The 26,696-nt window shown below is 50.9% G+C and carries 21 protein-coding genes; 5 read left to right on the forward strand and 16 right to left on the reverse strand.

The window, feature by feature from the left end; translation table 11 throughout:
* Nucleotide 1 precedes the first annotated feature (1 nt).
* From PCH01S_RS26725 to PCH01S_RS26740, 4 genes are all read right to left on the reverse strand, one after another.
* Nucleotides 2-880, reverse strand: coding sequence for a carbohydrate ABC transporter permease (locus tag PCH01S_RS26725; RefSeq protein WP_042235024.1), 879 nt, complete (start codon nucleotides 878-880; stop codon nucleotides 2-4).
* Between the two features lie 367 nt (nucleotides 881-1,247).
* Nucleotides 1,248-2,573: an extracellular solute-binding protein gene (locus PCH01S_RS26730; protein ID WP_042235026.1), complete on the reverse strand. Its 1,326-nt coding sequence runs from the start codon at nucleotides 2,571-2,573 to the stop codon at nucleotides 1,248-1,250.
* A 344-nt stretch (nucleotides 2,574-2,917) separates the two neighbouring features.
* On the reverse strand, nucleotides 2,918-4,528 hold the full coding sequence (locus PCH01S_RS26735) for a response regulator (protein ID WP_042235029.1): 1,611 nt from the start codon (nucleotides 4,526-4,528) through the stop codon (nucleotides 2,918-2,920).
* The gene (locus PCH01S_RS26740; protein WP_042235031.1) at nucleotides 4,525-6,285 is read right to left on the reverse strand and encodes a cache domain-containing sensor histidine kinase; all 1,761 of its coding nucleotides are present in this window, start codon (nucleotides 6,283-6,285) and stop codon (nucleotides 4,525-4,527) included. The genes PCH01S_RS26735 and PCH01S_RS26740 overlap by 4 nt, the downstream gene beginning before the upstream one ends.
* 218 nt (nucleotides 6,286-6,503) lie before the next feature.
* Between PCH01S_RS26740 and PCH01S_RS26745 the strand changes: the two genes are divergently transcribed.
* The 5 genes from PCH01S_RS26745 (at nucleotide 6,504) to PCH01S_RS26765 (ending at nucleotide 11,556) form a co-directional block, all read left to right on the forward strand.
* Nucleotides 6,504-7,586 (forward strand): cobalamin B12-binding domain-containing protein, encoded by a 1,083-nt coding sequence (locus PCH01S_RS26745; protein WP_042235033.1) that lies wholly within the window; start codon nucleotides 6,504-6,506, stop codon nucleotides 7,584-7,586.
* 33 nt (nucleotides 7,587-7,619) lie between these two features.
* Complete coding sequence (locus tag PCH01S_RS26750; protein WP_042235035.1) at nucleotides 7,620-9,362, forward strand: ATP-binding protein; 1,743 nt, start codon at nucleotides 7,620-7,622, stop codon at nucleotides 9,360-9,362.
* A 225-nt stretch (nucleotides 9,363-9,587) separates the two neighbouring features.
* Entirely contained in the window at nucleotides 9,588-10,205 is a 618-nt protein-coding gene (locus tag PCH01S_RS26755; protein ID WP_042235037.1) for a nucleotidyltransferase domain-containing protein, read from the forward strand.
* A 243-nt stretch (nucleotides 10,206-10,448) separates the two neighbouring features.
* On the forward strand, nucleotides 10,449-11,069 hold the full coding sequence (locus PCH01S_RS26760) for a GTP pyrophosphokinase (protein ID WP_174446855.1): 621 nt from the start codon (nucleotides 10,449-10,451) through the stop codon (nucleotides 11,067-11,069).
* A gap of 163 nt (nucleotides 11,070-11,232) precedes the next feature.
* Entirely contained in the window at nucleotides 11,233-11,556 is a 324-nt protein-coding gene (locus tag PCH01S_RS26765) for a potassium channel family protein (RefSeq protein WP_042235042.1), read from the forward strand.
* A gap of 128 nt (nucleotides 11,557-11,684) precedes the next feature.
* Here PCH01S_RS26765 and thrC read toward each other — a convergent pair whose 3' ends face one another.
* From thrC to PCH01S_RS26825, 12 genes are all read right to left on the reverse strand, one after another.
* Nucleotides 11,685-12,938 (reverse strand): threonine synthase, encoded by a 1,254-nt coding sequence (gene thrC / locus PCH01S_RS26770; RefSeq protein ID WP_042235043.1) that lies wholly within the window; start codon nucleotides 12,936-12,938, stop codon nucleotides 11,685-11,687.
* Nucleotides 12,939-13,122: 184 nt separating this feature from the next.
* Nucleotides 13,123-13,758: a histidine phosphatase family protein gene (locus tag PCH01S_RS26775; protein ID WP_042235046.1), complete on the reverse strand. Its 636-nt coding sequence runs from the start codon at nucleotides 13,756-13,758 to the stop codon at nucleotides 13,123-13,125.
* Nucleotides 13,749-14,237: a GNAT family N-acetyltransferase gene (locus tag PCH01S_RS26780; protein WP_042235048.1), complete on the reverse strand. Its 489-nt coding sequence runs from the start codon at nucleotides 14,235-14,237 to the stop codon at nucleotides 13,749-13,751. The genes PCH01S_RS26775 and PCH01S_RS26780 overlap by 10 nt, the downstream gene beginning before the upstream one ends.
* Before the next feature lie 321 nt (nucleotides 14,238-14,558).
* The gene (locus tag PCH01S_RS26785) at nucleotides 14,559-15,524 is read right to left on the reverse strand and encodes a DMT family transporter (RefSeq protein ID WP_042235049.1); all 966 of its coding nucleotides are present in this window, start codon (nucleotides 15,522-15,524) and stop codon (nucleotides 14,559-14,561) included.
* A 6-nt stretch (nucleotides 15,525-15,530) separates the two neighbouring features.
* Nucleotides 15,531-16,205 (reverse strand): GntR family transcriptional regulator, encoded by a 675-nt coding sequence (locus tag PCH01S_RS26790; protein WP_042235051.1) that lies wholly within the window; start codon nucleotides 16,203-16,205, stop codon nucleotides 15,531-15,533.
* A gap of 70 nt (nucleotides 16,206-16,275) precedes the next feature.
* Nucleotides 16,276-16,995, reverse strand: coding sequence for an ABC transporter ATP-binding protein (locus tag PCH01S_RS26795; protein ID WP_241688750.1), 720 nt, complete (start codon nucleotides 16,993-16,995; stop codon nucleotides 16,276-16,278).
* 27 nt (nucleotides 16,996-17,022) lie between these two features.
* Nucleotides 17,023-17,388: a GntR family transcriptional regulator gene (locus tag PCH01S_RS26800; RefSeq protein WP_009671720.1), complete on the reverse strand. Its 366-nt coding sequence runs from the start codon at nucleotides 17,386-17,388 to the stop codon at nucleotides 17,023-17,025.
* A 4-nt stretch (nucleotides 17,389-17,392) separates the two neighbouring features.
* Nucleotides 17,393-18,166, reverse strand: a complete 774-nt coding sequence (locus tag PCH01S_RS26805; RefSeq protein ID WP_042235055.1) for a hypothetical protein — start codon at nucleotides 18,164-18,166, stop codon at nucleotides 17,393-17,395.
* Nucleotides 18,167-19,032: 866 nt separating this feature from the next.
* A complete protein-coding gene (locus tag PCH01S_RS31545; protein WP_241688751.1) occupies nucleotides 19,033-19,185 on the reverse strand; it encodes a hypothetical protein in 153 nt (50 codons plus the stop codon).
* Nucleotides 19,186-19,700: 515 nt separating this feature from the next.
* Complete coding sequence (locus PCH01S_RS26815; RefSeq protein WP_042235057.1) at nucleotides 19,701-20,081, reverse strand: hypothetical protein; 381 nt, start codon at nucleotides 20,079-20,081, stop codon at nucleotides 19,701-19,703.
* A 35-nt stretch (nucleotides 20,082-20,116) separates the two neighbouring features.
* Nucleotides 20,117-25,246 carry an RHS repeat-associated core domain-containing protein gene (locus PCH01S_RS26820; RefSeq protein ID WP_053228795.1) on the reverse strand — a complete coding sequence of 1,710 codons (5,130 nt, stop codon included), beginning with the start codon at nucleotides 25,244-25,246 and terminating at the stop codon, nucleotides 20,117-20,119.
* Nucleotides 25,247-25,355: 109 nt separating this feature from the next.
* Nucleotides 25,356-26,636, reverse strand: coding sequence for a hypothetical protein (locus PCH01S_RS26825; protein ID WP_042235059.1), 1,281 nt, complete (start codon nucleotides 26,634-26,636; stop codon nucleotides 25,356-25,358).
* Between the last annotated feature and the right edge of the window lie 60 nt (nucleotides 26,637-26,696).

A 26,696-nucleotide genomic window follows, 5' to 3' on the forward strand; every position in this document is an offset into this window, starting at 1 on the left:
GTCATACAGCCTGATTCCGTCTCATGAGACGCTGGCTTCCGGCGATCAGCACCAGGCTGATAATAATGATCAGCGTGGAAATGGCGCTGCCGTAACCGAAGCGGTAGACGGAGAACGTGTTGTTGTACATATAGGAGGCGAGCAGTTCCGTTGAATGCGCAGGACCGCCCCCGGTCATGACATAGATCAGGTCGAAAGCTTTCAAGCTTCCCGAAATACAAAGCACGATCGTGACCTTCACGGTATCCCAGATCATCGGCAGCGTAACAGAGAACAGCTTGCGGCTTCCCGTCGCCCCGTCGATCATGGCGGCATCGTCAATATCCGAAGGAATATTTTGAAGCGCCGCGATAAACATAATGAGATAAGGCCCGATATAGTTCCAAATAATCGGAACGGTCAGCGCGAGCATGGAGACCGATTTGTCGGAAAGCCAGGCTTTCTTCCACGATTCCAGCCCCACCGCCTCCAGCAGGAAGTTCAGAATCCCGATTTGCGGGTGATAAATGTAGCTCCAGATAATCCCGACAACGACCGACGAAAGCACCATCGGCATAAATACCGCCGAACGGATAAAACGCTGGAAGAAGTTGCTCTTGCGCAGTACCAGGGCCAGCACCAGGGCGATCGGCACCTGTCCGAAGACGGAAGCCGCTACCACGATCAGGTTATTTTTTAACGCGAGCCAGAAGATCGGATCCTTCAGGGCTTCGACATAGTTATCAAATCCGTTGAACTTGGCTTCTCCAATCCCTTTCCAGTCGAAAAACCCGTAATACGCCGACCAGAAAATCGGGATAATGACAAATACGCTGTAAATAAGCAGCGCAGGCAGGAGACCAAGCACGATAAAGTTGGTCCTTCTTGACGAGGAAGTCATGGCGTCTCTCCCCTCCTGTTGGTGTATACCTTCAAGGCTGTTCAAAAATATCTACTAAACCTATCAGGAAGCATGGTTATTCACCGGTGAAGCAGCGTGCGGAAACCGCTTCGGACTGCATAACGCGAGCAGACTGCGGAGCGTATTTCCGCCGTGCTTTCATACCGGGAATTCCGTTGTGCCCGGCTTCTCGCCGGGATCGTTGTTTTTATGAGTTCAATCGGTCAAAAAGCTGCCGGTTCCCGGTTCGCGCCGCTGCACGGCCGTCCCGTTATTCCGTCGGGTCTTTCTCCGCCGTTCAGGCTCTCTCCGATGCTCTTTGTTAAAAACGGGGCGACCAGCGCCCCGCTTCTTCTACTACCTCTTGTTATTTGCCGAGGGCTTTCGCTTGTGCATCTTGCAGTTTCTTCGCGATATCTTCCGGCTTGCCGCCCATCAGAAGCTCCTGAATGCCGTTGTTGATCACTTCGGAAGCCGCCGAGGAAAGCTGGGAATCATAAACCGGCGTACGTTTTACCTGGCCGACCAGGTCGTTCACTTTCGCGAAAAGAGTGGAAACCTTGCTCTTATCCAGCTCGACTTTATAGGCGACCAACTGGTTGGATTCCAGCGTGCGCTTCTGTGCATCCGGTCCGGCCATCGCCTGGATCAGCTTGTCAGCCGCTTCTTTCTTCGCGCCCTCCACTTTCTTGTTGAGGCCCAGGCCTATGCCTACAACGCCCGAGAGGGATTGTGGATCGCCTTTGCCGTTAGGAACGGAAGGAAGTACCGTGACTTCGATGTTGTTCAGTGCTTCCGGCTGCGCGCCGTTGGTCAGGTTGGTCAAGGCCCATCCGCCGTCGATCATCATAGCCGCTTTGCCTTGTGCAAACATTTGCTCCATTTGCGTGTTGTCGATGGAGTTGAAGCCTTCCTGGAAAGCTCCCGCTTTGCCGAGATCCTGCAGCGCTTTCAGAGCAGCTACGAATTCGGGATCCGTGAACTTGGCGCCGTCTTGTGCTGCCGCTTTCATAAACCATTCCGTACCGGTGTAACGGTCTGCCAGAGAGCTGAGAATACTGGACTGGGCCAGCCATGCCGCTTTATTGCCGAGAGCGATCGGAGTAATTTTCTTGGATTTGAACGTTTCGACGGCTTTCATCATTTCGTCCCAAGTTTTAGGTACCGTTACGCCGTTATCGTCAAACATTTTCTTGTTGTAGTAAAGGATAGAGGTCGGGGACAACGACATCGGAATGCTGTACACTTTGCCGTCTACCGTAAAATCGTCGAAAGAGTTCGGGAGGAAACCGTTCTTCCACTCCGCATTTTTGTCGAGCAGATCGCCTACAGGCTGAAGCAAGTTACCGCTTACAAATTCTTTGGTCATAGCGCCCGGCCACATCTGGAACAGATCCGGCATTTCGTTTGCTGCTGCAACCGTTTTCAAACGCGTTTTGTAACCGTCCGGCGGAATCGCCTGTACTTCAAGCTCTACATTCGGGTTCGCTTTTTTGTATTCTTCGATGATAGCCCGCATCGTTTTGGCGCGCGCGTCTTCACCCGTAAAGTTGTGCCACAGGGAAAGCTTTACTTTCTCGGTCCCTTTACCGGCGTCGCCCGTGCTCGTTGTTGCCGGCTCTTTGCTGCATGCGGATAACAATGAAAGTGACAGAATCAGCGCAATACCTGTTTTTGCCGTTTTTTTCATCATGTGTAACCCCTCCTTATCTCTATTCTTTTTTAGTATAAAAGGGGACAGCCCTTGTCAAAAGGGGAGTGATTTCGGGGATAGGGTGGGGTAAATTCAGCCTTTTTATTCGCCCCCTCCTCCAATACCTGGAAAATAAAAAGGCCCCGATGATGCCGGCAAGCACCATGGAGTCTTCATTTTAAACACCCGGCAGGGCTGTGCTTATCCGGGTTGCCCTGCTTTCCTTCTGGCTTCGCGAGCCCGAATCTATCGAATATAGAGAGACGGAAATTTTCCGGCTTCAAGGCGTTATCCACGTTCAAAAGCACGTATCCGGCCAACCGGCCGGCTCCGGGCCCCATGCTTTACTGCTTGCCTTCGCGTCCCGCACGGAATTCCGTCGGCGTCTGTCCCGTGTATTTTTTGAACAGTTGGCTGAAATATTTAATATCCTCGTAGCCGACCTTCTTGGCCACCTCGCTGACCTTCACGGGGGTTTCGCTTAAAATTTCGGCGGCCCGGCGGATACGTTCTCTCATAACGAACTCAATGTAGTTTACGCCCGTTTCCCGTTTGAAAACTTCACTGAAATGATTCGGATGAACATGAACGTGCCCCGCCACCTGCTGGAGAGTCAGGGTCCGGTCGAGATTATCCTGAATGTAGGCTATCGCCCGCTTGATATAGAGAACGCCGTCTTCCGACACGTATTGATAGTAGGTTTCCATAATGACGCGCAGCCGCAGATACAGGTTCTCCTGGAGATCGCCCTGCCCTTCGGCGCCCGGGCCGTCTCCCGGATGCTTATCTCCCTGCGCCCGTTTGGCCGGATCCTGCTCGGGCAGACGGGGAAGCTGCGGCATGCCGAGCGCCGCCGCGGTACGTTCCAGCCACCGATGGGCCGCAACGACGAGCGAATCCGAGTAGGCTTTCAGCGAAACGGGCGTCGCCTCGGCGTCGGCGATCTCGCCGTCCAGCGCCTTCTGCACGAAGTGGCGCAGCTCGATCGGATTGCCGTTCTTCAGCAGAATCGCCAGTTCCGATTCTTCCTCCTTCGAGCAGACCGTGCGCCCGCCCTCGCGGCCCTCCACCGCTTCGTAGGCAAGCAGCGTTTCCGTTCCCGCGAAGCCTCGGAACGATGCGGTATAGACCGCCTCCCGGTAGGAGCGCGGCACCTGCCCCAGCCCGGTTACCCGCGAGCCTGCGGCGGTGAACAGCACGCACTTGAGCTTGTCCGAGATGCGGCCGAGCTTGCTGCGCAGAGCCCCCGCATCCCTGCCTTCCGCCCGGAGCAGGACGACGATGTCGTGTCTGCGCCGCAGGGTCTCGCAGGGCAGCAGCTCGCCGAGCATGTTGTCGACGGCGAACTGGAGTAGGCTTCCCGCAGCGCGGCTGTCGCCCCAGCCCTGCACGCTGATCAGCAGCACCTGCAGGCACACGCCCGCAGACGCTTCGGGCAGGTGAGGCAGGCCAAGCTTGGCCAGCACCTGGGGCACCTGCTCCAGCGAATCGGCATCGTCGATGCCTTCGGTCGCAAGACGCTCCAGCAGCCTGCTGCGGAAGGCGCGGCGCTGCATATTGTCCGCTTTGCGGGCATCCCACTTGCTCACAATGCGCTGCTTCGCTTTCATCACGGCCCGGATAATTTCCTCCGGCCGGCTCGATTTCAGCAAATAATCGCCGATGCCGCCGCGGATCGCCTGCTGGACGTAAGCAAAATCGTCGTAGCCCGTCAGCACGATAATTTCGCTGTCCGGAAGCATCTGCTTCACCTTCTCGGCCATCGTGATTCCGTCCATTCCGCCCATCCGGATATCCGTCAGTACGATATGGGGATGCTCGGCGGGGGCGCGTTCCAGCGCTTCTTCCGCCGACTCCGCGGCCGGAAGAAGGCGGAAGCCCAGCTCCTCCCACTGAATGACCGTGCTTAAGCCGGTGCGGATAATGACTTCGTCATCGACAATCAGAACATTCATGCCGTCCCCGCCCTCTCTACAATCGGTATCATAAATGTAATTACCGTGCCTTCTCCGACGATGCTGCGGATATGCAGGCCCGCCTCGCTGCCGTAATGCAGCTGCAGCCTCCGGTGGACGTTGCGCAAGCCGTAGCTGCCCGGCACGACAGGCTCGTCCGCCGCCGATAAGGCCGCCCGGATTTCATTTAATTTGTCGGGTTCGATTCCTATCCCGGTATCTTCCACCATAAAGGTCAGCTCCGTACCCATCCGCTGCGCGTAGACGCGGATGCTGCCCTTCTCGCGCTGCTTCTGGATGCCGTGAATGAGCGCATTCTCGATGAGCGGCTGGAGAAGCAGCTTCAATACGGGCTTCTGCCGGATATCCGGATCCACGACGAACTCGATATCGAATTTATCGGGATAGCGGACGGCTTGGATGGCGGCATAGTGCTCCGCGTGAGCGACTTCCTGCTGCACCTCGCAGTACTCCGCCCCCTTGTTCAGGCTGAACCGCAGAAAATCACTGAGATGGCCGACCATCTCGGCAATTTTCATATCCTGGCTCATCAGAGCCATCCAGTGGACCGAAGAGAGCGTATTGTACAGAAAATGCGGATGAATCTGCGCTTGAAGAGCGAGCATGTCAGTCTCCTTCTTCCGCGCTTCATTCAGCTTTACCTGCTCGGTCAGGCGTTCTATCCGGTCGCTTAACCGGTTATAGCTGCGCATAAGCTGCCCGACCTCGTCGGCCGATGTGACCGGAAGGGCTTTCATAGGTTCCTCCGGATCGGTGTCCTTGAGGAACCGGGTCAGCATAAGCAGCGGCTTCGTCACCCGCTGGACGAAGAAAATCACGAGCGAAGCGACCAGAACCACCGCAATCGCGACCGCCGCGGCAGTGAGAAGCAGCACGTAACGGTTCTGCTCGCGGAAGTTTTTATACGGCATGATGCCGACCAGCTTCCAGTCCACGCCGGGCACCGTATCGTACAAAACCGTGTTTCTGTCGTCGCCCTGCCCTACATTAAAAGAACCCGAGGTCCCCGTAATACCGGACATTCCCGGCATCCATTCGGACAGAGGGCGGTTCAGCCATTCCACTCCGGGGCCGGCGATAATGTTGCCCTGTTCGTTCACGAGCAGAACGCTGCCGCCTTCGCTGATGTTCGATTTCCGCAAGGTATCGGCAATCACTTTCTGGTCCAGGCTGATCGTCAGGCTGCCCAGATGGGCGAACGTATTCACGCTGCGGATGGGCCGCACCAGGGAAATCACATCTTTCTCGCCTATAGTGGTCTGGTTCTTATACAAGGGCGTCCACCATTTCGGACGGTTTCCGGGCTCGGTGTCTTTGGGACCCGGCCAGCCGGGCATGCCCGAGCTGACAATGCTTGTATTGGATAAGGAAGGAAGATCTCTCGCCGATTCTATGGTGATTTCGGCAATATAAGGTTTCGAGAACGCCAGGTTGGTCAGAAACCCTATAATAATGGTAGGCCTGAGCGCATCCCACTGGGTATCGGACAAATACTGCTGCACATCTCTCTGCCCGATCAGGAAGATCGACATGTTCTCTACGTCCTGAACCATAAGCTCCATGTTGGTTCTCATCTGGGTCAGAAGCCCGAAACCGGACTGCTTCGCCTTTTCTTCCGTAACCGACGAAGCGATTTGATAGGAAAATATTCCGAAAGACAACAGCGGAATCCCTATGGATACCAGCATCAGAAATGATAGTTTCCGCTTCAGCGAACGGTCCAGCCAGCGCCTCATCTTCTATCCCCCGCTTAATAAGTGTTCAGATCATATCGAAATAGGTAGATAGCACCATCCTAACATACATTTCGGTCCGTCATCCTAACTTTTTAAGCCTTTCCCGATCCAGACAATTTCCAATTATGCCGAAAAAGGTTATAATAGTAGAAACGTCCGAGTTTCCCGTCTACCCTAAAAGGCATCCTCGCGATGCCGGCAAAGGAGGTCACCCTATCATGAATCATGAGGAAACGGGCAGACGCCTTTTTCAAATGGCGGAGAATTTAGCGGAGTATGTGACTCAGCTTCAATATAAATATCAGCCGGAACTGACGGAACGGTTCGGCGAACGCGGACGTTTGCTGACGATACAAGACTCCGGTTACAGCATTAAATATCTGGCCGAGAGCGTATACATGCAAAGTCCCGACTTGTTCAATCACTACACATCCTGGATGACGGAGCTTCTGTCCGGCTACCAAGTATCTAGGGAAGACTTGGCGCTGAATTTTCGGATGATCGAACAAGCGATTAACGCTCATTTCGGGGAAGCGGATCGCGCATTGATCGGCGAATACCTCGAAATCGGACTCCATCAGATTCAATCCGCCCAGACTTCGGAGACATTCTTATCCGAAGAACGGCCTTTCGCGGAAACGGCGATCGCTTATACCGAAGCTATCCTGCGGGCGGACCGCCGCGAGGCGTTAAAGCTCATTTTAACGAAGCTGGAGGAAGGCATGGCTATAGCCGACCTGTACCTCCATGTCTTTCAACCGTCTCAACGTGAAATCGGCCGGCTGTGGCAGACCCATCAGATTACCGTCGCACAGGAGCACTTGTGTACGGCTGCCACACAGATGATTATGTCGCACTTGTATCCGCACTTGTTTGCAACCGAGCGCAGCGGTAACACGATGGTGGCCGCCTGCGTGGGACAGGAGCTCCATGAAATCGGGTTACGCATGGTCGCCGATCTCTTTGAACTGAACGGTTGGGACACCTACTATCTGGGCGCCAATGTCCCTACGCGCAGTTTGATCCGTACCCTTGTCGAGAAGAAAGCACAAGTAGTCGCCATCTCGGCGACTATGACGTTTCACGTGCATCTGGTGGAAGAGCTAATTGCCGAAATCCGCAGCAGTGAAGCAGGACAATATGTGCACATTCTGGTGGGCGGACTGCCGTTCAATATTGACCGCGATCTCTGGCGTAAGGTTGGAGCCGACGGTTATGGGGACGACGCGCAGGAAGCCATTCGGCTGGCGGACCACTGGAAACACCACCGTATCGGAAACGAATTAGCCCGGTCCAATTGAGACCGCTCGTTTACCGAGGAAGGAGGATTCTACGTGGATCCCAATATGAAAACAGAGGACGAACGCCTGGAAATCACTCATTACCGCCAAACGATCGAGAAACTTTCCCAGCAGCTCATTCAGGCCAGACAGCGCGAAGAACAAGCCCTGACCCAATTCAGTTCCCTGAACAACGAGCTGATCACGCTGCAGAGGCAGCTTTCCAAAACAAATGTAGAACTGGTACGGTCCAAGGCGGAAGCCGAAAGAGCCAACGAGGCGAAAAGCATGTTTCTTGCCACCATGAGCCATGAAATCCGCACACCTATGAACGGCATTCTCGGTATGGCCGAACTCCTCGCCGACACGCTGCAGACCGAAGAACAGAAACAGTCCATCGCCATTATCGAAGAATCCGCGTCGCTTCTCCTGACGATCATTAACGATATTCTCGATCTTTCCAAAATCGAAGCCGGCCATATGCAGCCGGAGCCGGAAACCTTCGAGGTCCGGAAACTCCTCAACCACTCCCTTAGGCTCCTTGAACCGAATGCTTCCCGGAAGCGAAATAAGCTGAGGGGTACCGTCGATGAATCCGTCGGCCAATTTCTGACCGGAGATGCAGGAAGAATCCGACAAATTCTGATTAATTTAGCGGGAAATGCCATTAAATTTACCGACGGCGGCGAGGTTCATATCCGTATTCGCCTGCTGCAAAGCTCGGCCACCTTTCAGACTCTGCGCTTTGAGGTGACGGATACGGGAGTGGGCATCCCGGAAGAACATGTCAATCGTGTGTTCGAGCCGTTTTACCAAGCCCATACCCAGCGGGAAGACGCCCAGAAGAGCACCGGCCTCGGTTTATCCATCTGCAAGCGCCTTGTCGAATGGATGGAAGGACGCATCGACGTGACGAGCAAGGTAGGCACAGGCTCCTCCTTCTGGTTCGAGCTGCAGCTCGCGATTCCTTCGGAAGCCGAGTACCGTCAGGAGGCCGCGGCCGCGCTGCAGACGACCGGAAGCGGCATCGGCCCCGCCTTCACGGACGAAGAGCGAAGTCAGCCTCTCCTGCTCGTCGAAGACAACGCCATCAACCGTCAGGTCGCTCTTCTCCAGCTCCAGAAGCTGGGCTTCATGCACATCGACACGGCGAGCAACGGCGAGGAAGCTCTGGAAGCGCGCTCCCGCAAAGATTATTCGCTCGTGCTGATGGATTCGCAGATGCCCGTCATGGACGGACTCCAAGCGACTCAGCTTATCCGCGAATGGGAGAATGCCCGCCGGCATCCGCGGAGTGCCATCGTCGCGCTGACGGCAAGCGCCATGCAGAGCGACCGCTTACGCTGCTTGGAAGCCGGGATGGATGACTTCCTGACGAAGCCGATCCAGCTGTCGAAGCTCCAATCCGTCATCCGCAAATGGCTTCCCGCCGGTCCTCCCGAGCCCGTGAGCGAGCATGTGCTCATACCGGAAGTTATCCAGGAGCTCAACGGGCTGGATGAACCCGGTTCTCCCGGCGTGCTGGCCATGCTGCTCGGCATGTACCAGGAACAGACGCCTTCCAAGCTGAATCAGCTGGAAGAAAAAATGCGGGCAGGCGATTTGACCGCCGTCCAATATGTCGCTCATGACCTTAAATCGACAAGTCTTAGTCTGGGGATCGATCAATTTTCGAAGCTGATCGAGAGAATCGAAAATCAGGCCAAGAACGGAACCGTTCATCTATCGGGCACCATCTTTAAAGAGCTGTGGCAGGCGTACGATAAAGCTTGCCGGGAACTCAAAGCACTTCTCTAAATTTCCTAAAATAGCTGTCTAAAGACTGGCGGAGAACGATATGAAATGTCGAAAACGAAGGAACCTATCCTGAATGACGTTTAAACTTCTCCAGTTTGAACGTCATTTTCATTTTGCCGAAGGAGGATTGTCCATGGTATACGGAATAACACCGATTTGATCCTCTCCCCGCTTCATTAACAGATAGCGGAATAACGCAAACATTATAGATAGCGGGGGATATCATTGAATAACGAACACATAAAAAAAGCAGCGGACTATTTGTCGGACAAGTACGAAGGCCATTCGGTTATCCTCTACGGCTCCTACGCGAACGGGGATTATACGGACGAAAGCGATCTGGATCTTATGATCTTCTCGGATTTAAATTTCAAAAGAAACGACACCTCCCGGATAGACGGCCTGCTGCTCGATGCCTGGATTCATCCCACATCATCCATGGACGATCCGGCCCGTTTTCTGCATATTCATGATGGTGTAATTGTGACCGACAGCCGCGGGCTGGCTGCTCCTTTTCTGGAGAAGATTCAATCCATATTCGCGAAAGGACCGGAAAAATCAGGTCCGGAAGAGGCCGATTTTCAGAAGGCATGGCTTCAAAAAATGTTGAAACGGGCAGGAAAAGGCGACGCCGAGGGCGATTTCAGGTATCACTGGATGCTCACGGACAGTCTGGAAATTTACTTTAAGCTCAAAGGCCGCTGGTATTGGGGGCCCAAAAAGTCTCTAAGATGGCTGGAACAGCATGAACCCGGCACTTATCTGCTTTTCAGAAAAGCGCTCTCCCCGCTCGCCGGGCAGGAGGATGTCTCGGAACTTATCGGACATATCGTCGAGAGCTGACCTGAAACCTGACAAGGGCGTTCGGCAGAACGTCCTTGTTTCGGGTGTCCGGCGTAAAGCAGGGATATGTTTCCGCTTTTCAGGGCAAGGATAAGTATTCGGAAACGGCTGCGTTTAAGCCGAAATATGGAGGAATTTGTGTTCCCGGTCCGCAGCCTGTAAAATTTATAGCGTACCTTTCGAAAATCCGGCTGGCTGGCCGGCCGGTTAGGAGGATTCATTTTGATTTTGGACATAAAAAATATGAAAAGCTGGGCGCATTTTCTGCTCACCTACAAATTTGCCCTGGATGAAGTCGGCACGAAGCTGCAAATCCTGAACGAGGAGTTCCAGTTTATTCACGACTACAACCCCATCGAGCATATGAAAACGAGAATCAAATCGGCCGAGAGTATCGCCGCCAAGCTCAAACGCAAAAATCTCGAGATCACGATGGACAACACCCGCTCCTATATCCGGGACATTGCCGGAATCCGCATCATCTGCTCGTTCTCAACCGACATCTATCGGATCTACGACATGATCTGCAGCCAGAACGATGTGCAAGTCGTTCAGACGAAGGATTACATCAAGCATCCTAAGCCCAACGGCTATCAGAGTCTTCATCTTATTATTCAGATTCCCGTCTTTCTGACCAACCGGATCGAGCATGTGCCCGTTGAAATTCAGATCCGCACGGTGGCCATGGATTTCTGGGCTAGTCTGGAGCACAAAATCTACTACAAATACAACGAAGGCGTTCCGGCCGAGATCCGTCAGGAGCTTAAGGACACCGCCGATCTGATTGCCTCGCTGGACGCCCGGATGCTCGCGCTGAACAACGAGGTACAGAGCCAGAAAGCGCTCGTCAAACCGGAAGCCTGACCGCCGGACCCGTTTTGCAACTTCACTAAGCGGGCGCCTTAGGGCGATCCGGGACCTGCATGCGGTAGCCGCCGCTTTCGGAATACGGCACACAGAACGCGAATACACCGGACACTTCGCCTGTAACGGCAGCCCGTACTTTCATCTGAAGCAGGAGTGAACCATGGTATCGTTTATACTCACACTTAAAAGACTCGTCGGCGGCCTCTGGCACGCTTTTAAAGAAAAAGATTTTCAGGTGCTGTTCGTCCTGATTCTCCTGATCCTTCTGTCCGGCACGATTTTCTACACGCAGGTGGAGGGACTCTCCGTCCTGGATTCGCTGTATTTCTGCGTGGCGACGCTGAGCACGGTCGGACATCCGGATTTTGTTCCCCAAACCGGGCTGGGCAAGATTTTCACGATCATTTACATCATAGCCGGTACCGGACTCTTCCTGGGGCTGATCCTGCGGGTCGCCTACGGCATCATGACGAGCAAAAAATAAACCGGACTCCTTCGGAAGAAGGAATCCGGTTTATGAAGAGCCGCTTTCGCGAGAAGGCGGCTCTTTGCCATACGCCGCAAGCAAAACCCCGTCCTCCCTTCCGGGAAAAACGGGGCAGTACTTGTCGTTTATTTAATCACGGCAAAGATGTCGTCGTAAGTCAGGCTGGACGGAATGATCTTGTTGGAGAACGGTTTGTTGTCCTCCAGGTGGTACTCGCGGAGCGCATCGGTGTCTTTCAGCATATTCCCCGTCAGAATGCAGGCCACAGTCTCGTCCTTGTCCACAATCTGCTGGGATACGAGCTTGCGCAGACCCGCTACCGTAGCCGCGGAAGCCGGCTCGCAGCCGATGCCTGACGCGTCGATTACGGCCTTCGCGTTCAGGATCTCCTCGTCCGTGACGGACACGGCAACGCCGTTCGTCTCATGGAGGGTGCGCTGCGCTTTGCGCCAGCTCGGCGGATCGCCGATGTTGAGGGCCGATGCTCGCGTGTACGGATTCGGCTCCGCTTCGAGCGCCGTTTTGCCCTCTGCGACCATCTTGTAGAAGGGACTCGCTCCCTCCGCCTGTACGAGCGCCACGCGCGGCAGCTTGTCGATCAGACCGAGCGCATAGAGATCGGAAAGTCCTTTGCCGAGGGCGGACACGTTGCTGAGCGCGCCACCGGGTACGAAGATCCAGTCCGGCAGCTTCCAGCTCATCACTTGAGCCAGCTCGTACACGATGCTTTTCTGGCCTTCGATCCGGAACGGGTTGATCGAGTTGCAAATATATAAACCCAGTTTCTCGCTGTTCTCCTCCAGAAACTTGATTCCGTGGTCGTAAGTTCCTTCAATGGAGAAAATATTAGCTCCGTAAGCTAATGTCTGCAGCACTTTGTTCAGGGAAATATTTTTGTTCGGTACGAACACGTACGATTTGCGGCCCGCCAGAGAGGCGTACATCGCAAGAGAGGAAGACGTGTTGCCCGTAGAAGTGCAGGTAAACCGGTCGTAACCGAGCGATCGGCCGTGCGTAACCGCAACGGTCATGCCGTTGTCCTTGAAAGAGCCGCTCGGATTCTCGCTCTGCGCCTTAAGCCAGACGCTTCTCGTCCCCGCATAAGAGGCAACCGCATCGCTCCGGTACAGCCCCGTGTTTCCTTCGTATTTGGTCACAATCGCCGAATCTTCCACGTCCGGAAAAATCAGTTCCTTGTAGCGCCATACCCCGCTCGCATAAGGGGAAAGCCTGTCCGAAAGCCGGCTCTGGAAAAGCCGCTTCAGCTCTTCGGCATCCAGACCGGAGAAGTCCTGGAAAATATCAAGCATTCCGTTACACGTACAGGTATAGCGGAATTCGGCAAACACCTTGCTGCACTCAACGCAAACAAATTTCATCGCGGTTCGATAGACTAACGCCTATCTCCCTCCTCACAAGATCAGATTTATCGCCTCCCAAGAGGCGGACATACCGTCACGGGCCAGCTGTACTCTCTACGACAGATCTATACCGGAATGATTAACCAATGCGATCTTTTGTGGTATTTTTGCATACTCTATGAAAAAAATCAATAACTTCCGCTCAGAACGCGCCTTCGATTTCATTTTTATAATGAGAGATATCGGCATGCAGAACGATCCGCGGAACGCCGTCCGTCAGCTCCACCTTGCACAGGCAGGTCGGATGAATGTAAGGGAGCTCCCACAGGTCGCGGAGATCGCGGCTTTCGAAGTGCGCCATGATCAGCTTGAGCGCAACCGTGTGAGTCACGATCAGCATGCTTTTCCCCGGGTTCTCCTCCGTGATTCTCAAAACCTCCCCGACCGCTCTCTCCTTCACTTCCTCATAAGATTCGCCCGTACCCGCACGGAACTGATGGGGCGCTTTCCAGAAAGCATGATGCCGTTCGGGTTCACGCTGCTCGATATCCGTCAAGCTCTGCCCTTCCCATTCCCCGAGATTCATCTCTCTGAGGCTGTCCCGCTCCGCAATGTCCAGCTTCCGCCCGCCGCGTATAATCTCGGCTGTCCGGACGGCCCGCGGGCTTGAACTGGAGTAGATGCGGTCCAGCGGCACCTCCGCCAGCGCTTCGCCCAGCCAGGCTGCTTGCGTTTTGCCCAGAGAGGTCAGCGGAGAATCCTGATGGCCCTGCATTTTTCTGGCCACGTTCCATTCGGTCTGCCCGTGCCGGGTCAAATATAGAGTCGTTACCGCCATGTTATTCCCTCCCCCTTGGCCGCTAAAGGTTTCTCAAAACAGATACTCGCTTCGCTGCCGATATATTCGCCGTATTTTTCGATTTCCACATAGCCGTGCTTCTTATAGAAATAAAGGGATTCCGGCTGTTCCGGGCCCGTTTCCAGTTTGACGGAAACGAAGTTCCGCTCCCTTGCCCGTTCCTCCAGAAAAGCCAGCATCCGGTCGGCGACTCCTCTTTTACGATACTCGTTATCCACAAAAAATCGTTTCAGCTCGGTGCTTTCCGCATCCAGCGGACGGATGCCCCCGCAGCCGACCGGCCGGTCCCCGCCATAGGCGACCACAAAAACAGATTGATCCAGACGGGGATCGTCACGGTCCAGACCGAAAATGTCCTCGGCCGGATACCGCTGGAGCAGCTCCTCGTCCAGTTTTTCGATCAACAACCATAGATCCGGATGTTTGGCATCCACCTGTTGTAAAGTAAGGTTCTCCATCTCGCGCGCTCCTTTCCATCTGGCTGCCGCTTCTCTATGAAAGCTTTTGCCTATAAGCGATTGAATCTCTTACATACATTCGGTTTTTCCTTTTGGAAGTCCTTTTCCCCGTCCTTTAAAAAAGATTAATCTTGTGGATAAACGCGATTGTGGATATGTTAATAATAAAAGTCCGATCTATACACTAATAAGCTTTTAAAGGTGTAGATTATGGGGATAACTTTGTTAATAACTGTGTTAAAACCGAAAAAAACCGCCTCCCTCGCAGAGAAAAACCTCTGTTTGGGAGTAGGGTTTCTGGGGATAACCGGAAATTCGCGGTTACTTTTCCATAGAAAATTGTGCCTTGGGCCGCCGATGGGACACATGGCTGTGAAGCACCATTCCGGCCACAATGATCCCGATGCCGAGCCAGGACAACGCCGAAGGAAGATCGGCGGACAACAGCAGCACCTCGCCCGCCAGGGCAAAAAGCACTTCGCCCGACTGCGTCGCTTCCACGGCGGCCAGCTTGGACACGTCTTCCCGCACCATGTCCGTGGCCCGGAAGAAGAGTATCGTGGCGATGACGCCGGATGACAGCGCGACGATGAGCGACTGGAAAGTCTGCTCCGTGCTCGGCAGCCCGGCGCTTGCGTAAGCCCAACCCGCGAGGAGCAGCCAGAACGGCAGGCTGGCCAGCGTCATGCCTAGCACGCGCTGGAACACGTCCAGTCCGCCGCCGCACAGCTCCATCATCTTGCGGTTGCCGAGCGGGTAAGCGAAGGAGGCGACCACGATCGGCAGGACGCCGAGCAGCAGATCCTTCGCCGTCAGCGAGCCGGCCTGCTCAAGCTGGAGCAGGAAGATGCCGGCCAGAATGACGAGCGACATCGCGAGTCCGCGCAGCGGAATCCGGCTTCGGACTTTCACGGGCCCCGCCGGAGTCGCGATCGTCTCCCAGAAGAGCGGGGCGAGCAGGGAGCCCGAGATGATGGTAAGCTGCCACGTTCCGGCGGTCAGCCAGCCGGGGGAATAGGCCGCGGCGAAGCACATGGGCGCGTAAAACAGCCCGAAGCCGACCGTGCTCCACAGGAGCCATTTCCACGGGTGCAGTCGCATCGCCCGGAAGAGTGGCCGCAGGTTGCGACGGCCCGCAACGATCAGCAGGAGGAACGGGACCATGAACAGGTAGCGCAGAGAGCCGCTCCAGAGCCAGCTCCCTCCTCCCAGCTCCATTTTACGGTTGAGCACGAACGTAATGGCAAAGAAAAAGGCGGATAAAATGCCCAGCAGTATCGGTTTCATGAAGGATCAGCCTTTCTCTGCTTGATTGCTCCCGGCCAGCCGTTCCCCCAAGGTGAGCCAGTTCTCTTCGACCAGACGGGCAGCGGCGGCCGCATCGCGCTTCCGGCACGCATCCGCAATTCTGCGGTGCTGCTCGACGGATTGAAGCCCGTGGACGGAAGCGAATCGGGAAATTTCCAGCCGCTGCACTTTGGGCAGGATGCCTTTCAGCGCGGACAAGATTTCTGGGTTGCCTGCCGCCTGCAGAAAAACGGCGTGGAAAGCGTTGTCCGCCTCGATCGCCGCCGGAACGTCGTTCCGGCCGAGCGCCTCCTCCAGCGCCTTGTTGGACTGTTCCAGCGCTTCATGTTCCTCCGGGCCCAGACAGGGCACGGCCAGACGGGCGGCCAAGGCATGGAGTGCCGCCACTACAGTGAAGGCGTGCCTGCCTTCCTCGGGCTTCAGCGGCGTGACGCGTGTCGCGGAGCCGGGAACCGCTTCGACGAGCCCCTCGTCCTCCAAGCGCTTGAGCGCCTCCCGGACAGGCGTGCGGCTTACGCCGAATTGCTCGGCCAGCTCCTGGTCGCTGAGCTTGGCGCCCGGCTCAAGCTCCAGCGAAACGATCGCCTGCCGCAGCGCCTCGTAAATCTCGTCGCGGAACGATTGGCGTTTAATGCGTTGAATGGTTGGTTTCGTTTTCATAAAACCAATATATTGGTTTATAGATTGGTTTGTCAACCTCTTTACCGGGAACAGAAAAAGCAGCCGGGCGTTATCCGCCTGCCTGCTTCATCCAGTTCACAAGTCCGATTCCGTATTCGCTTTGAATCTGTTCAACCGCCTCGTCCCGCACGACCTCACCGTCCCGGATCAGAATAACGCGGTCCAGCAGAGGCTCGATCTCGTCGACTTCGTGGGTGGACAGGACGAGCGTCTGTTCCTCCATATCCACGTAAGAAATCACGGTCCGGATGATCGATTCCCTCACCAGCGGGTCCAAGCCGGACAACGGTTCGTCCATCACGATCAGCGGCACCTGTCTGGCGAGCACGAGCACGATTTTCAGACGCGCGCGGTTGCCTTTGGACAGCCGGGCCACCTTTTCCTTCAAATCCAGCCCGAAAGATTCGGTCAGCTCCAGCGCCTTCGCAATGTCAAAGTCTTGGTACATCGCGGTGTAAAAACGCAGTGTACGCTCCACGGTATGGGTCGGATAGAATACGTCCTGCTCCGGCAGGAACGCGATCCGCCGCGAACTGATCCGCGATACCCGCTGTCCTTCAAGCTCCACCCTTCCTTTGGAAGGCTGCAGCAGACCTGCCATCAGCTTCAGCACGGTCGATTTTCCGCTTCCGTTCGTGCCGATGATGCCGATAATCTGTCCCCTCGGTATGCGGAAGCTGACGTCCTTCAGCACCCTTTTGCCGATAAAGCTCTTGCTTACCCCATCGAACGCGACGATAGGCTCCGTACCGTTCCAGGTTTCTGCCATTTTCATTTCCTCTCCTCTGAAAGACCCTTAATTCAGCTTGAGAAATTTCTGTACATTCTCTATAATCTGCTCGTTGGAGTAGCCCAAATCACGCATTTCCTCGGCAAATCTTTTTAATTCCCCTTCTTTCAGCTCATCCCGGAGCCGCGTTAGCAGCGACTCGTCTTCCGTAACAAACATGCCCTGTCCCCTCCGGCTTTCGACTATGCCCATTCTCTCCAGCTCCATATTCACTCTCTGGACCGTATTGGGATTAACCCCGAACTGTACGGCAAGTTCCCGGACCGAGGGCAGCTTGCCTCCCGGCGGAAATTCCTTGCGGATGATTTGCCGGCATACCCGCTGGACCAGCTGCAGGTAAATCGGCTGCGAGCCCGAAAACTGTTCAGGCATGAACTTACACCTCCACTTTGCGATCCAAAAGCCAAGCCGGTATATACACGATGACGGCCAGATTGGCCAGGGACCAAATCATTTCCCCCGAATAAAAAGGGTCGCCGTCCCAATCAAAGGCGTAGCCCCACTTGAACAAAAATTGATACACCGGGCTCATTTCAAATGTATATTCCACGAGCATGGCCGCTCCGATCAGAATAATCGCCGCCAGCCAGCGCAGCCGGCCGACCCGGTTGCTTAGTGCCAAAGCCGTGAAGTACACCAGGACAGCCAAGGCGGCAATGAAAAATGCGATGAAGAAAAAGATAAAGACTTCTTTAAGCCCCGAGCCGTGAAGCAGACCCCTGAAATAACTGACGTGTCCCGATAAATAAAAGAGATCGTCTCCCGCACGTTCGATCAGCGCCGTTTTCTCCACCTTGTACATCCACAGGAACATCGTGATCGAAACGAGCAGACCGCCGATCATCTCCGTCAGCGCGGCCGCATATTTCGCCCCGATCAGCTTCCAGCCCGGCTGCGGCAGTTGGAACCAGAGCGGTGCCCGCTCCCGTTCTTTACCGAAACTGATCAGCAGGTAAACGGACGGAAGAAAAACATGCAGATAAATGATGCCCAGCCACAAGGGAGTGACAATCCCCGACTGGTAGCGGTAAGCCATAAACGTCATCAGAGCGATCATACCGACGGAAAAAGCTGCCCAAGTCTTTTGAGAGCCGGTTACGGCTGTCCGGATGCCGATTTCTTTTTTGAATAAATTCCACCAAGCGTTCAAAGTGTATTCCTCCTCGGTCAGTTCTTTGTGTTAGTGTATTAATTAAATAGTACACTGGTACATGAAGGAGTGTCAAGCAAGACCATTGCGGATAAAAGAGTTATCCGCCATCTTTACTCTCCATCTAAGAATCAAGAATCTCCCCCGAAATCGCAAACCGCCCACGGCGCGTCTAACTGTTTCTTATTCAAGTGATTCTTATCTTGGTTCTTATTGAATCTTATTTATGATTCTTATTAGTGAGACTTCAGTCGGTTTTTAGCAGACCCTGTGTCTACAACCCAGACACTCTGTCGAAATCGTGAACACAGAGTCTACAGCCTTAAATTTTGGCTGTTAACCGACCGTATGACGTCTATCTGGACAGAGAGTCCGCTGAAATACACACTCTCGATTATGCTCCGTTGACATCTGGTGGAAATCTCTTAGCAAACGCCGTTGTTAGATACTGACCATAGTTAGCCAATGTTTCCGTTTTAGCGAATTTGTCCATCGGCAAGCGTCTTTCATGAAGTCTTTGAAGTCGGGCGGTAAACGCCTTATAATCCTCGCTCTTGACCATCTCCTGAATCCACAGAGTTAGGTCTCTCTCGTTAACCTGCTTCTTTACACTACCGACGAACTCATGAGTCTTCTCCGGCAGGAGTAGATATAGATGAACATGCAGATAATTCGGCAGATAGTAAGTATTGTTCTTGCCCTGACTAACCAGAATCAGCTTCTTGTCCTCTAGCTTCCCAATGTGACGCTCTACCGTCTTGGAACTACATCCGACATTTTAGGAAATCATTTCCATGGAAAGACAGCACTGACTCTTATCGCTCATATAGGTGATAATATCCACTAGAATCATCTTCTCGTACTCACTAAGTCCATAGCAACGATGGATTTTTTTGCGGCACCATGGTATAGCCCTTGTGGCATCCTGTAAAGGCACTCTCTTTGTATACCTCATCCATATACGTATTTGCGGCTTTATCGCTTTTAATCAGCCAGATTTCAGGTGTTCTTGTCTTCATTTGATGTACCTTCCTTTTCGATTGGTGTATCGCCGCACGGCGGCTTTGAAGTCAGGAAGGCGGCTAGCCTAAGCGTTACCTTACCTGCTCTATGTTAACTGGTCGTCACCAGACTGACGTTCTGTTATAACCATCGGAGCATATTGTTAGATCGTTGCGAACAACTTCTAAAATGTGCTTACAATCTGTAGTCGGCCTTTGTTGTAATAAAGATGCGGATGGCATTATATCTGGATAAACAGGGAGAAAGCGAAGGTAAGGTTTTAGAATTCAAATACGGTGGTATCTGACCATTTTAGGCTATGTCGAGGATGAATGATAAGTCAAAGAGGGTTATATTCTCAAGCATTTCGCATGTGCGTACAGGCTATTTCGAATATATATCATACGGAGGTGATGAGGGTTAAGTTCTTTCGGGACTTATCGCCGATCCATTCGGCACTGGGTGGGGTGTTATAAAGAAAGACCTTGAGGATTGCCGCCCCCAAGGCCAAGTTTAACATCACTATTCAATTTCAATTATAAATATTATATTCTTTAGCAATCACCCATCCATTAAGACCATATGAAGATGAAATTACATAATAGTTATACTTTTCATTTTGTAAACGCTCAAGCAAATCTTCAATCTTTTCATAATGCATCGGCCACCCGTAATTCTTCTGTTTCTCTAACAATTCTTTATTATGTTTGAGAAATCGGCTTACTTCGTATTTGCTAATATCAAGAATAATACTTCCCTGTAGCTGTGTTTCAAACATATGCGCCAGGACATCAATAAACTCGATAGTGGTGGTAACTGAATCTCCATTACCACCTAATGTGTGCAATGTAATTCTAGACTTTTGAAAATCAACTTTATAGGAAATAATTTCATTGTCATGAATACTATGCATTTTTCTCCAACCTCCTAACATAGAAAAGCAAGGTACTATTTGCTTCTTTTTGGAGAACCACTACTCCAATCCCAAGTATGAGAATGTGGGAAATCATGGCTGTTATCTCCATTTGAATGTTCATAATCAATGTCTTGTTTCGCTCGCCCTTTTTCGTCGTAATACCTTCTTTGTGTTAGTTTGCCGTTATCATAAAAATCTACTGAGGAATTCGGTTTACCAGTAGTAGGCAAACTTCTCGTCGTATCGGTTTTCTTTACAGTTGTATGGTTTTCATATGGCTTACCTTGAGAACGAAGGTCCTTTTCACTTGCCAACCTGCCTATTCTGCCACCGCCGCCGCCACCTTGAAAAGCACTACCACTGTTAATCCTTCCTCCGGCAGACACAGATTCAGATCCTGCCTGCATATCCATATGACCGCTTGGATCAATGTAACGAAGTGGATTATTAAGAACATAGGTATACAAATTTAAAGATAAAGGTGAATTCAATTGTCCTTGATAAGTATCTTCATTCAGGAATCTTCCCATACCGGGGTCATACCAGCGAGCACGCAAATACTGCAGTTTGGCCGTATTATCCCAGTATTCTCCGCTATAACCAAACGGGTTGGACACCTTTTCTTGGACCATTGTAGGATTGCCCCAAAGATCGTAGGTGTACTGGTTAAGCAAGGCACCACCGGCATCCCGTAATTCAATAACGTCCCCATGCCCATTATGAACATAGTAAGCCTTATTGCCCTGAACGTCCACTTTGGCTACGAGCTGACTAAAGTGCGTTACACCGGATTGTTTGCCTTCCGTTTGAACAATTACGGTCCGTCCCCAAATATCTGTGTTTGAAGACGATTCCTGGCCATTCCCTTCATCCTCTTTGTCTTCATAAACAGCAGGCGTAGCCAAATCTATACCACGGATATAACTTGCCTTGTGGGCGACTGTACCGTTCGTCATGGTTGCTTCCGCGATGATTTGATCCCCATCGTAATAATAACGGCTTGTTTCCCCGTTCTCGGTACGTTCCGTAAGCAGCCCGTCACCGTTATACGTGTAACGGACGCCCGTCCCTTCCCCAACCTTCACTTCAGACAATCTGTTACGCTCATCGTAACTGTAGCTCATGTCGGCGGATGTGATAGGCTTATCACTTTGAAGAGTGAGCCGGTTCCCGCGGCTATCGTAGCTGTAATTCTCATTAAACTCAGAAGCTGTAGCAATCCGGTTCAATAGGTCATACGTATAGGCGTTAGATTTTCCATTCTCGGTTTTAGTTTTCTGATTTCCATGAAGATCATAGCCGTAACCGAAAGAATTGATTCCTGTACCGGATAAATTTTGCGTCATAGAAGTCAGGTTCGAAACCTCGTAATTATACGCTGAAACGAGTCCATTTTTTCCTTGAATGACGGCAGGTAAATTATTGTTCTTATACTGGTACTCCGTATCCCAGTTCATCGGATCCTGTCCGACCGCTTTTAGCCGGTTCCTAGCGTCATACTGGTAATTCGTTACAACGCCGAAAGGATCGGTCATCTGCGTACGATTGCCCTGACCATCATACGCGTACTGCAAGGTACGTTTATCCGGATATTGAACCTGTTTAAGCCATCCTGTCGACGGCTCATAAAGATAGTTGGTCGTTCCGGTACGATCCTGCATCGATAGTCTGCGTCCGGCTGCATCATACTGGAATGTTAGGCTCTCATCCCCTGTGACACTCGTGGTTTGCAGATTCAGAGAGTTATAAGTAAAGGTTTGAGCATTCCCTTTCCGGTCGATTGCTTTAATCAAATTATTGCCGGCATCGTAAAAACTGGTTTCCGTTTGACCGAGGGGATCGGTTTCTTGAATCAATCTTCCCATCTGGTCATACGCTTTTTGTGTTTTGTTATGATCAGGATATTCAATCTGGGTTAACTTGTTGGCCAGGCTATAGGTGTAACGCGTCGTATTCGTTTCCGGATCGGTCACGGATATCAGTCTGTTCATCACATCGTAACCATACTGGGTAGTTTGAACGTCCCCGGGATTATTGCCTGTTCCATCATTTACAGTTGCTAAGTTACCTGCCGAATCATAACTGTAACGAATGGATTCCGTCAGAGTTCCCGCTGAGCTGTAGACTTCTTTTTGTGCGAGTCGTCCCAGCAGATCAAAGCTTTCTTTAACTTTGTTGCCTTCCCCGTCTTTACTCGTCACTATCCGGTTTACGTCATCGTATTCGATTGTCGATTTAGCCTGTTCTGCTCCCGGGTACGTAGTGGCAACAAGACGATCTCTTTTGTCATATTCATAGGAAGTGCGATTACCCGCTCCATCCTGACTCCAGACCTGACGGCCGTATGAATCATAGCCAAATTCTTGTGCCGGTTTGCCGACAATCCCCGTTTTAATTTTCCATCCTAATGGGTTCCACTTAGCAAAAGCAGTGACTCCCGTAGGATCTACCGTCGTAATTTCATTTGCTTCATCATTATAGGTGTACGTACTGTAACTGGTGTCGGGCTGAGTTACCTTAGTCGTACGGCCGAGCTTATCGTACTCATAGCGGGTATCGAACCCTTTGCCGTCCGTAAATTTCGTCATGGAGCCAGTAGATGGATTGTATTCGAATCGCTGTGTAATCACTGAATTTTGTTTGGCGGCGTCGGTAACTTCTACAGATTGCTCGGTTAGAAATCCACCCTGATACTGCGCCCCAAAAATTTGGTTCACAATTGTATCCTTTGTATCGTCTTTCACTGAAATTTGCACCGGATTTCCGTAGGCATCATAGGTATAGCTCGTTTGTGCCTTCACAGCGCCTGCCGCATTGTTTTCTTTGATTCGAACGACTTTAATTCCATTGGTCGTCGGATACCGTTCCAATTCGGTGTAACTATTCAACCCACTTTGGACAGGTTTGGTGACGCTGCTAACCAAATGGGTGGACGCATCATACTGATAAGTCGTCACGGCATTTGCCGGGTCCGTCTCCGTTAATACATTCCCATACTCATCATACGTACGCTGAACGACTTGTTCAGTCGAATTTGCGGACCCTTGTACCGTCTTCGTCGTGGTCTTAATTGGGGACGGCCAGCGGTTGGCCCGGTTATATTCCATGGTTTGAATCGTTTGTTGAGTACCGTCGTCCTGCTTAATTTGCGTGTTATAGAAAATTTCAGGTGTTTTATCATCCACATAAACCTTGTCATAGTTGTGCGTGGTCTGAGTTCTGCCATTGTTGATTGTGGTAGCGAATGACGTATTTCTTTCTTGAACCGCCCCGCCGTCACCTGAATAGGCATAATCTACACGATTAGACCGACTCTCAGTGCCATCTGCAAAAGTCACCACATCTTCCCTGGTTTTTACCCGGTGGACAGTTTCCTTGGCATAGACGCCCAGACTGCGTGTAAAAGTCTCATACGTGTAGTCTGTTTTAGCTTTAGTGGGATGGTAAACTTGCTTCAACAAAGCTACGTAATTGTCTTTCATGCTTGAAGCACGTACCAAATCAAATGGAGCCGCTTCAATGCTGTATACATATTGTGTTTTACGCCCCGCCGGATCGGTAACCTGAGACAGCAGCTCTTTATTACCTTGCGGATCCTTTATCTTGTCATATTTAACGGTACGGTCACCAGAGGTCAGCGTCACGTCCTTTTCCGTATAAGCAATGGAAATTTCATTTCCTATGGCATCCTTGATTTTTGTAAGAACTTGTCCGTAAGGAGTAACGTCCTGATATTCAAACTGAATCGTGTTTTGGTAAGCATCCGTTATTTGAATAAGTTTTCCGTTATAAGCGAAATACTGCTTTTTTCCGTCCAGGGATTCCAGCCTGTAGGAAGACGGTAAATTATTCACTTTAATACTTGAATCATAATACATTGTTAGGTCTTTCCAAGGGTATCCTTTCAGAGTTCTGCCATCCAGCTCGTAAGTTGCTCCGCCAAAAAGTCGGATGTAGGTTTTACCGTTATCCTTACTTTCGATGTAAGGAAGATCCCAGCTCCAGCCCTTTCCGATTGGATACCGGTTTTCATTTTTAATCGGTTTGGTTTTGTTGGCATAGGCCGTTCCTCTGAACTCCGGTACCATCATAGGATCCTGGCGAACGTTGCCTGTCGTATAGGCTTTCGCATAAAAATCCAGTCCGAACAGACGAATGTTCTCTTTCGCGATGAATGGAGGAGTATTAGGATTTTTCGGATCCATGTAGGGCCAAGCCTTTTTAAAAGAGTCATACACCTCATTGTTAAACTCTTCTATGACAGGGTAATTAGCCGGAAAATACCAATAGGTGTATTCACCCATATATTGAACAAAAGATTGATACGCAGGCCCGAAGTAGAAATCCGATGCGCTTCCGTTTTCCGTAACCGGCTGGTTAGAATATTTAAAATATAATTGGCTGGTGAGTTCCGGATAATATCGTGTCGTATAAATAGAACCATTTAAAATATCTTTTTCATAATATAAGGCGTCCGAACTGTCATACTTACGCTTTAATTCAAAAGAAAGTCCGTTTCTCCCCGGTAGGGTCATATCTGTCGTTTGTATTTGCAGAGAACCATTTACCGTGGATACATCTTCACTAATTGAGGAAGCCGAAGGAGCCCGGTCTGCTTTAATATCAAGGCGTTTTACCGCTAGCTCATCATAACTTGTAGGATATTTGTTAGACGAAAGTAGTGACGCTCTTCCGTAAGTAGCATCCGTTACCCCAGGTGGATAAAGCAATGACGGGTCGGGTATAATCGAATCTCCGGTCGGCTCCACATAGGTTCCATAAGTTTGTTCGGAAACAGTAGGTGCCGTCGGACCGGGCTGAGGATGCTTCTCTGCGAATCGTTCGGCCGAGTAGTCTTCCTTTTTCAACTGTTCTTCAATCGTTGGATTCATTTGATTTAGGATTTCTCCAAGCGGTTGGGAAGGGTCCTGCCTTGTTTGCAAGGCGGATTGAATCTCCGATAGCGAGTATCCTTTGTTAAGTTCGGACAATAAATCCGTTTCCGGTACTCCGTAAGTTTTACTCAGGCTTTCTACCGTTAATAACTGGGATATTTGCTGCGGATTGCTTGCCGATTGCTCATTCGCATGAATTACATATAAGGGAGCGAGCATTTGAACCACTAAGCAAAATAAAACCAAGTAATTAATTTTCTTCTTCATGCCGTCGTTTCACCATTCCTTTGTAATAGTACATAAAACAGTTCCATAGGCCTTTCTATTGGTGGCTTCTATATTCTTATGGTTAAATTAAGTTTGATGACATGCCCTACTATGTATCGCCTAATATCTCATTAAATGAATTATATGGATACTTTAAATAAAGCAAATCACCTGAGTATCCTTCTTCATTATCAATCCTGTTATAGATGGATTCTGATATTTTATAGAGTCTAGCTCCATCAACTTGCACCTTACTTACGCCGCTATCAAGATATGCTCCAATAATCGTAATCGGATTACCTGTTGCTTGAAATTTAATATGTGCTCTTCTCCAAGTATCATCCGTTTTAAAATACTTATAACCTAAGTTTAATCCCCAATTTGTTTGGGTATCATTTACTCGCATGGACACTGTAGTGGATGAAGTTGCTTTATAAGAAACAAGAAATAAGTAGTAACTACCCTCAGTTAACGTTCCTAGTTCTTGATTCAAAGAAGCCCATTCCCCATCAAGTTCTAGTTGCTGACTTGTATTTCCATAGACAGATTCATGGCTTAAACTTGAAACACTATGGCCGTCAACATTCCAACCGTTTGCGTTACCATCATTATTGTCGTCCAGCTCAAAGTCACCTTTATAGTCTAACAAGTCACCATATGAAAACTTCTCAATTAGAGAATCCCCAGTATATTCTGGGTTTGAATTAATTTGGTCATATACAGCTGTTGTAATCTCATAGAGACGCAGTCCATCTATATTAACCACATGGCTCCCCGGATCAAAATATGCGGCCACTAAATTGATAGGCTTCCCTGTCGAGGTGAATTTTACATATGCAGTTCTCCAAGTATTATCGGTAATAAAATAATTGTATCCAAGATTTAAACCCCAATCTGTTTGGGTGTCATTTAACCGCATTGACACTGTATTTGAGGCATTCGCCTTGTAATCTAGCATTACAAGAAAATGTCTCCCTGCGCTTAAATTGCCCAGTTCCTGCCTGAAAGCCCCCCCATCATCGATAGTCTCTAAACGTTGACTATATTTCCCGTATTTGCTATCAGAACTCATGCTTGCTTTAACTTGACCTGAAATAAGCCAGTCATCAGCAATTCCATCTTGATTGTTATCAGTTTCAAAACTTTCGTTACGCCCGATAATTGACGACATCTTTTTGTAAGCATTGTCTCCCCACAGATTTTTCCTTATCGTGTTCCCATTCTTATCATATTTATATTCAACAAACTTATTGTTAGATATAAATGAAGAATAGGATATCCTCCCCTTTGAATCATACACATTTGAAACAATCTCTTGAGCATGGACACCAAACATAGAAATCACGCTTATCATTTGTAATATTAAAAATATTGATATAGTTTTTTTCATTGTGCCTCTCTCTCTCCTACATGAAACCAAATTTGTTATCGCCCCCACCTATTCGACAAT

This window comes from Paenibacillus chitinolyticus NBRC 15660 (genome assembly GCF_000739915.1).
In the GTDB taxonomy this organism is placed as follows: domain Bacteria; phylum Bacillota; class Bacilli; order Paenibacillales; family NBRC-103111; genus Paenibacillus_F; species Paenibacillus_F chitinolyticus.